Source organism: Streptomyces prasinopilosus, from assembly GCF_001419695.1.
Lineage (GTDB): Bacteria > Actinomycetota > Actinomycetes > Streptomycetales > Streptomycetaceae > Streptomyces > Streptomyces prasinopilosus.
This window is the reverse complement of the sequence record NZ_LIRG01000789.1, coordinates 1-1,124: the sequence shown is the minus strand read 5'-3', so window position 1 is coordinate 1,124 and position 1,124 is coordinate 1. Positions and strand designations below refer to the sequence as shown.

Genomic DNA, 1,124 nt, shown 5'->3' with positions numbered 1-1,124 from the left:
TGCTGGCGGACGCGGCACGGTCCCGTGCCGCGTCCGCCAGCACCCAGCGCCGGTGCAGCTCGACCCGTTCCTCGGGAGTCGCCCTGCACACCCGGGCGAAGCGGGCGACGACCGTGCTGTCGGCCGGTACCCCTTCCCCCTTGCAGTACCGGTGCAGCGTCGAGGTGCTCATGTGCGCCCGCTTCGCCAGCGCCTCGTAACTCAGCCCCGACCGCTGCTTCAGCTCGCGCAGCGACTCCGCGAAATCAGCGATCTCCTCAGCCGCCCCCACCAGTCCCCCATTCCGTCCGGCATCCCACGAAGGTCACGTTTCCCCAGGTCACATACGGTCGCGCATCCCAACGTCCCGAAACCCCCCATGGAATGGCGCAGGGGACGCCGCAGGGCACAACCTTGGGCCATCCAAGCACGGCGGCTCGCCGGACCCGGTGACCCGCCCCGCTTCGACTCCCCTTTCGGCGCCTGCGCGTTCGGCGTGCCCACCGGCACACCCTCCACGCGGCACGACCGGGGCAGGAACGGCCGGACGGCCGGCACGGTGCACCACCCGAAAACCATCTTCCTGATGTTCAGAGAAAGCAGTCCACCCATGCGTATCGCCACTCGTTTCGCCTCCCGCACGGCCGCCTCCTCCATGGTGGTCGCCGCGGCCCTCGCGTTCGTCGGATTCCAGGCCGCCGGACAGACCGCCTCCGCCGCCGCGACGAAGGCGTCCTCGGCCGTCACCTGCACCACCGCGAACACCAAGCTGACCGTCACCGAGGTGTCCCGCCCGATCAACCACCTGCTGCTCAAGGCCACCAACACCGGCACCAAGCCCTGCTACGCCTACAGCGCCCCCTACCTGAGGGCCGGCACCGACGCCCACGCCCCGCTGCCGTGGACCGAGGAGAGCACTCCGCAGTCCGTGGTGACGCTCGAGCCCGGCCAGTCCGCGTACGCGGGGATCACGACGTCCTCCCCCGAGGGCGAGGGGGGCGCCACCGAGAAGACGCTGGGCGTGTTCTTCGCCGACAAGAAGGGCGGCGCGACCTCCACGGAGAAGACCCTGAAGCTGCCGAACGACGGCATCTTCTTCAACAGCGCCGCCACCGTCACCTACTGGCAGGACAACGCGGCGGACG

General features: G+C 70.2%; 2 protein-coding genes. One reads left to right on the top strand and one right to left on the bottom strand.

All coding sequences use genetic code 11. The features are described from left to right. Positions 1-271 (bottom strand): helix-turn-helix domain-containing protein (locus AOK18_RS26485; protein ID WP_206281597.1); only part of this gene is annotated, 271 nt, incomplete at its 3' end. 318 nt (positions 272-589) lie between these two features. On the opposite strand from AOK18_RS26485, the gene AOK18_RS26480 reads away from it, so the two are divergent. Beyond that, the coding region (locus AOK18_RS26480; protein WP_055574294.1) for a DUF4232 domain-containing protein at positions 590-1,124 on the top strand (535 nt) is incomplete at its 3' end.